Source organism: Neisseria sp. HMSC068C12, from assembly GCF_001814095.1.
Classification (GTDB): Bacteria; Pseudomonadota; Gammaproteobacteria; order Burkholderiales; family Neisseriaceae; genus Neisseria; species Neisseria perflava.
In genome coordinates this window covers 1-6429 of sequence record NZ_KV814786.1, presented here as the reverse complement: position 1 = coordinate 6429, position 6429 = coordinate 1, and the positions used below count along the sequence as shown (strand labels likewise).

The window sequence follows — 6429 nt, the reverse complement described above, 5'->3', positions numbered from 1 at the left end:
GCCAAGATCGAAACCAGCAGCATCACCACCAGCAGCTGTATCAAGGAGTAGCCCCTCTGCACAGTTGCCCTATCCCATTTTCTGTCAAATGCCTTTAAGTACATATCTTTCTTCCCTTTATCTTCTATATCTCTATCCAACAAGAGGCACCCTATCCGTTTATCCCTTCACCCCATGTAAAGTCTCCACTGGTTCAAGTTTTATTCCCACCCCCAAACAAAGCCGCCCCGTGGCCCAACCGGCAAACGGTTCGGCCTCGGGGCGGCATATACGGCACAAACGTCCGTCAGACTTATTTTTTCACGGCAGGCTGCGCGGCCTTAGGCGCGGCAGAAGAAACCGTCGCCTCCGCCTTCAACTTGTTCAGCACCGCATCACCGATGCCCTTCACGTTTTTCAGCTCCTCCACCGATTTGAACGCACCGTTCTTCTGACGATATTCCACAATCGCTTTCGCCTTAGCCGGGCCGATACCCGGCAATGCCTCCAGTTCGGCAGAAGAGGCCGTATTGACGTTCACGGCAGCCAAAGAGAATGCCGTACACACGGCGGCAAAGACACCAAATAAAAATTTCTTCATCAGGGTTTTCCTATAACGTGTTGGATTGAATCAACCGGGCCGGCTGCAGGACAGTTTTACTTCCCCGCAGACACTGCCACACGACAGTAGAACACGGCCCTATTCCATATAAATGCATACGACATAATAACGCAAATACCGTTCGATTTCAAATATTCTAAACAGTTAACCGTAACTTTCGGCACTTTATGTTCAAGAATAACAACATAGTTATCATCCTTTAATTTAAACAACAAGAATGCATGAGTCATCAAACCGACAGAACCGACAGGCATGTAAAAAGCCCCCGACATCAGTCGGGGGCTTCGGAATGAGTGTTTGGCGGTGACCTACTTTCACATGGAAGAACCACACTATCATCGGCGCTGAGTCGTTTCACGGTCCTGTTCGGGATGGGAAGGCGTGGGACCAACTCGCTATGGCCGCCAAACTTAAACTGTTACAAATCGGTAAAGCCTTAATCAATATATTTGGTGATGACTGAATCAGTCAGTAAGCTTTTATCTCTTGAAGTTCTTCAAATGATAGAGTCAAGCCTCACGAGCAATTAGTATGGGTTAGCTTCACGCGTTACCGCGCTTCCACACCCCACCTATCAACGTCCTGGTCTCGAACGACTCTTTAGTGTGGTTAAACCACAAGGGAAGTCTCATCTTCAGGCGAGTTTCGCGCTTAGATGCTTTCAGCGCTTATCTCTTCCGAACTTAGCTACCCGGCTATGCAACTGGCGTTACAACCGGTACACCAGAGGTTCGTCCACTCCGGTCCTCTCGTACTAGGAGCAGCCCCCGTCAAACTTCCAACGCCCACTGCAGATAGGGACCAAACTGTCTCACGACGTTTTAAACCCAGCTCACGTACCACTTTAAATGGCGAACAGCCATACCCTTGGGACCGACTACAGCCCCAGGATGTGATGAGCCGACATCGAGGTGCCAAACTCCGCCGTCGATATGAACTCTTGGGCGGAATCAGCCTGTTATCCCCGGAGTACCTTTTATCCGTTGAGCGATGGCCCTTCCATACAGAACCACCGGATCACTATGTCCTGCTTTCGCACCTGCTCGACTTGTCGGTCTCGCAGTTAAGCTACCTTTTGCCATTGCACTATCAGTCCGATTTCCGACCGGACCTAGGTAACCTTCGAACTCCTCCGTTACTCTTTGGGAGGAGACCGCCCCAGTCAAACTGCCTACCATGCACGGTCCCCGACCCGGATTACGGGTCTGGGTTAGAACCTCAAAGACACCAGGGTGGTATTTCAAGGACGGCTCCACAGAGACTGGCGTCTCTGCTTCAAAGCCTCCCACCTATCCTACACAAGTGACTTCAAAGTCCAATGCAAAGCTACAGTAAAGGTTCACGGGGTCTTTCCGTCTAGCAGCGGGTAGATTGCATCTTCACAACCACTTCAACTTCGCTGAGTCTCGGGAGGAGACAGTGTGGCCATCGTTACGCCATTCGTGCGGGTCGGAACTTACCCGACAAGGAATTTCGCTACCTTAGGACCGTTATAGTTACGGCCGCCGTTTACTGGGGCTTCGATCCGATGCTTGCACATCTTCAATTAACCTTCCAGCACCGGGCAGGCGTCACACCCTATACGTCCACTTTCGTGTTAGCAGAGTGCTGTGTTTTTAATAAACAGTCGCAGCCACCTATTCTCTGCGACCCTCCAGGGCTTACGGAGCAAGTCCTTAACCTTAGAGGGCATACCTTCTCCCGAAGTTACGGTATCAATTTGCCGAGTTCCTTCTCCCGAGTTCTCTCAAGCGCCTTAGAATTCTCATCCTGCCCACCTGTGTCGGTTTGCGGTACGGTTCGATTCAAACTGAAGCTTAGTGGCTTTTCCTGGAAGCGTGGTATCGGTTACTTCATGTCCGTAGACACTCGTCGTCACTTCTCGGTGTTAAGAAGACCCGGATTTGCCTAAGTCTTCCACCTACCGGCTTAAACAAGCTATTCCAACAGCTTGCTAACCTAACCTTCTCCGTCCCCACATCGCATTTGAATCAAGTACAGGAATATTAACCTGTTTCCCATCGACTACGCATTTCTGCCTCGCCTTAGGGGCCGACTCACCCTACGCCGATGAACGTTGCGTAGGAAACCTTGGGCTTTCGGCGAGCGGGCTTTTCACCCGCTTTATCGCTACTCATGTCAACATTCGCACTTCTGATACCTCCAGCACACTTTACAATGCACCTTCATTGGCCTACAGAACGCTCCCCTACCATGCCAGTAAACTGGCATCCGCAGCTTCGGTTATAGATTTGAGCCCCGTTACATCTTCCGCGCAGGACGACTCGACCAGTGAGCTATTACGCTTTCTTTAAATGATGGCTGCTTCTAAGCCAACATCCTGGCTGTCTGGGCCTTCCCACTTCGTTTACCACTTAATCTATCATTTGGGACCTTAGCTGGCGGTCTGGGTTGTTTCCCTCTTGACAACGGACGTTAGCACCCGCTGTCTGTCTCCCGAGGAACCACTTGATGGTATTCTTAGTTTGCCATGGGTTGGTAAGTTGCAATAACCCCCTAGCCATAACAGTGCTTTACCCCCATCAGTGTCTTGCTCGAGGCACTACCTAAATAGTTTTCGGGGAGAACCAGCTATCTCCGAGTTTGTTTAGCCTTTCACCCCTATCCACAGCTCATCCCCGCATTTTGCAACATGCGTGGGTTCGGTCCTCCAGTACCTGTTACGGCACCTTCAACCTGGCCATGGATAGATCACTCGGTTTCGGGTCTACACCCAGCAACTGTTCGCCCTATTAAGACTCGGTTTCCCTACGCCTCCCCTATTCGGTTAAGCTCGCTACTGAATGTAAGTCGTTGACCCATTATACAAAAGGTACGCAGTCACACCACAAGGGTGCTCCCACTGTTTGTATGCATCAGGTTTCAGGTTCTATTTCACTCCCCTCCCGGGGTTCTTTTCGCCTTTCCCTCACGGTACTGGTTCACTATCGGTCGATGATGAGTATTTAGCCTTGGAGGATGGTCCCCCCATATTCAGACAGGATTTCACGTGTCCCGCCCTACTTTTCGTACGCTTAGTACCACTATTGAGATTTCGAATACGGGACTATCACCCACTATGGTCAAGCTTCCCAGCTTGTTCTTCTATCTCGACAGTTATCACGTACAGGCTCCTCCGCGTTCGCTCGCCACTACTTGCGGAATCTCGGTTGATTTCTTTTCCTCCGGGTACTTAGATGGTTCAGTTCTCCGGGTTCGCTTCGCTTATCCTATGTATTCAGATAAGGATACCTCCTAAGAGGTGGGTTTCCCCATTCGGACACCGCGGGATCATAGCTTTATTGCCAGCTCCCCCACGCTTTTCGCAGGCTTACACGTCCTTCGTCGCCTATCATCGCCAAGGCATCCACCTGATGCACTTATTCACTTGACTCTATCATTTCAAGAACCTCTTTGACTTCGTTTGCCTACCCGTTGACTAGGGAAGCAAACTTGAAATTCCTACTTTGATAAAGCTTACTGCTTTGTTGTGTCTTAATCCTGCCTTTTGTGTTTCAGGATTAAGTCGATACAATCATCACCCAAATACTGTGTTTGTTTCCTTTTCTCTTGCGAGAGATTTTTCATCCTTTGCAAAGAACAAAAAATTAAAACAAACTCATTGTCTTTGTTTGTTGATTTCGGCTTTCCAATTTGTTAAAGATCGATGCGTCAATATTTCACTTCGCAAATCAAAATAAGCTGCTAAGTATAGCAGGCTTCCTTTGATTTGTAAAGTTCTTGGTGGAGGCAAACGGGATCGAACCGATGACCCCCTGCTTGCAAAGCAGGTGCTCTACCAACTGAGCTATGCCCCCGTTCTTGGTGGGTCTGGGAGGACTTGAACCTCCGACCCCACGCTTATCAAGCGTGTGCTCTAACCAGCTGAGCTACAAACCCGGATTCTCTTCTTAAGCGAATCTTGTCTTCACTCAAGCTTTTCTCTTCCGCATCTTTTACAGTTTACCGATAAGTGTGAATGCATCAGGCCTCTTCTTTCTCTAGAAAGGAGGTGATCCAGCCGCAGGTTCCCCTACGGCTACCTTGTTACGACTTCACCCCAGTCATGAAGCATACCGTGGTAAGCGGGCTCCTTGCGGTTACCCTACCTACTTCTGGTATCCCCCACTCCCATGGTGTGACGGGCGGTGTGTACAAGACCCGGGAACGTATTCACCGCAGTATGCTGACCTGCGATTACTAGCGATTCCGACTTCATGCACTCGAGTTGCAGAGTGCAATCCGGACTACGATCGGTTTTGTGAGATTGGCTCCACCTCGCGGCTTGGCTACCCTCTGTACCGACCATTGTATGACGTGTGAAGCCCTGGTCATAAGGGCCATGAGGACTTGACGTCATCCCCACCTTCCTCCGGCTTGTCACCGGCAGTCTCATTAGAGTGCCCAACTAAATGATGGCAACTAATGACAAGGGTTGCGCTCGTTGCGGGACTTAACCCAACATCTCACGACACGAGCTGACGACAGCCATGCAGCACCTGTGTTACGGTTCCCGAAGGCACTCCTCCGTCTCTGGAGGATTCCGTACATGTCAAGACCAGGTAAGGTTCTTCGCGTTGCATCGAATTAATCCACATCATCCACCGCTTGTGCGGGTCCCCGTCAATTCCTTTGAGTTTTAATCTTGCGACCGTACTCCCCAGGCGGTCAATTTCACGCGTTAGCTACGCTACTAAGCAATCAAGTTGCCCAACAGCTAATTGACATCGTTTAGGGCGTGGACTACCAGGGTATCTAATCCTGTTTGCTACCCACGCTTTCGAGCATGAACGTCAGTGTTATCCCAGGAGGCTGCCTTCGCCATCGGTATTCCTCCACATCTCTACGCATTTCACTGCTACACGTGGAATTCTACCTCCCTCTGACACACTCTAGTCACCCAGTTCAGAACGCAGTTCCCAGGTTGAGCCCGGGGATTTCACATCCTGCTTAAGTAACCGTCTGCGCTCGCTTTACGCCCAGTAATTCCGATTAACGCTCGCACCCTACGTATTACCGCGGCTGCTGGCACGTAGTTAGCCGGTGCTTATTCTTCAGGTACCGTCATCAGCTGTCGGTATTAGCAACAGCCTTTTCTTCCCTGACAAAAGTCCTTTACAACCCGAAGGCCTTCTTCAGACACGCGGCATGGCTGGATCAGGCTTGCGCCCATTGTCCAAAATTCCCCACTGCTGCCTCCCGTAGGAGTCTGGGCCGTGTCTCAGTCCCAGTGTGGCGGATCATCCTCTCAGACCCGCTACTGATCGTCGCCTTGGTAGGCCTTTACCCCACCAACTAGCTAATCAGATATCGGCCGCTCGAATAACGCAAGGCCCGAAGGTCCCCTGCTTTCCTCCTCAGAGAATATGCGGTATTAGCTAATCTTTCGATTAGTTATCCCCCATTACTCGGTACGTTCCGATATATTACTCACCCGTTCGCCACTCGCCACCCAAGAAGCAAGCTTCTCTGTGCTGCCGTCCGACTTGCATGTGTAAAGCATGCCGCCAGCGTTCAATCTGAGCCAGGATCAAACTCTTATGTTCAATCTCTAACTTATAACTTCTGGTCTGCTTCAAAGAAACCGACAGGACAATGTCTAAAACATCATCTTGTCTGTCTTTCAAACAGTGTGAGGCCTAATGCACTCACACTTATCGGTAATCTGTTTTTTAAAGAGCGAATCGAATTATACAGTACATTTAGCAAATGTCAACTAAAATTATCGAAAATTCTAACTAACTGTGTTATACTGTCTGCTTCGTTTTCTTCACCGCATCAGCAGCGAAGAACCGAACTATACGCCTACCTACAAAACCAGTCAACAC

At 49.9% G+C, this 6429-nt stretch carries 1 protein-coding gene, 2 tRNA genes and 3 rRNA genes; all 6 read right to left on the bottom strand.

All coding sequences use genetic code 11. The features are described from left to right. Nucleotides 1-292 precede the first annotated feature (292 nt). The 6 genes from HMPREF2952_RS01895 to HMPREF2952_RS01865 all read right to left on the bottom strand — a co-directional run bounded on the left by HMPREF2952_RS01895 (nucleotide 293) and on the right by HMPREF2952_RS01865 (nucleotide 6147). Nucleotides 293-580, bottom strand: a complete 288-nt coding sequence (locus HMPREF2952_RS01895) for a ComEA family DNA-binding protein (protein ID WP_004520163.1) — start codon at nucleotides 578-580, stop codon at nucleotides 293-295. Nucleotides 581-896: 316 nt separating this feature from the next. Next, nucleotides 897-1010 (bottom strand): 5S ribosomal RNA (rrf, locus tag HMPREF2952_RS01885). A gap of 96 nt (nucleotides 1011-1106) precedes the next feature. Beyond that, a 23S ribosomal RNA gene (locus HMPREF2952_RS01880) occupies nucleotides 1107-3995 on the bottom strand. 348 nt (nucleotides 3996-4343) lie between these two features. Next, nucleotides 4344-4419: transfer RNA gene (locus HMPREF2952_RS01875), tRNA-Ala, on the bottom strand. A gap of 5 nt (nucleotides 4420-4424) precedes the next feature. Next, nucleotides 4425-4501 (bottom strand) — tRNA-Ile (locus tag HMPREF2952_RS01870). Nucleotides 4502-4606: 105 nt separating this feature from the next. Next, nucleotides 4607-6147: ribosomal RNA gene (locus HMPREF2952_RS01865) — 16S ribosomal RNA — on the bottom strand. The 16S, 23S and 5S rRNA genes sit together here with 2 tRNA genes alongside, the layout of an rRNA operon. Nucleotides 6148-6429 lie beyond the last annotated feature (282 nt).

Coding starts and splice junctions, on each gene's coding strand:
- HMPREF2952_RS01895 (WP_004520163.1), bottom strand. CDS start 580: ATGAAGAAATTTTTATTTGGTGTCTTTGCCGCCGTGTGTACGGCATTC.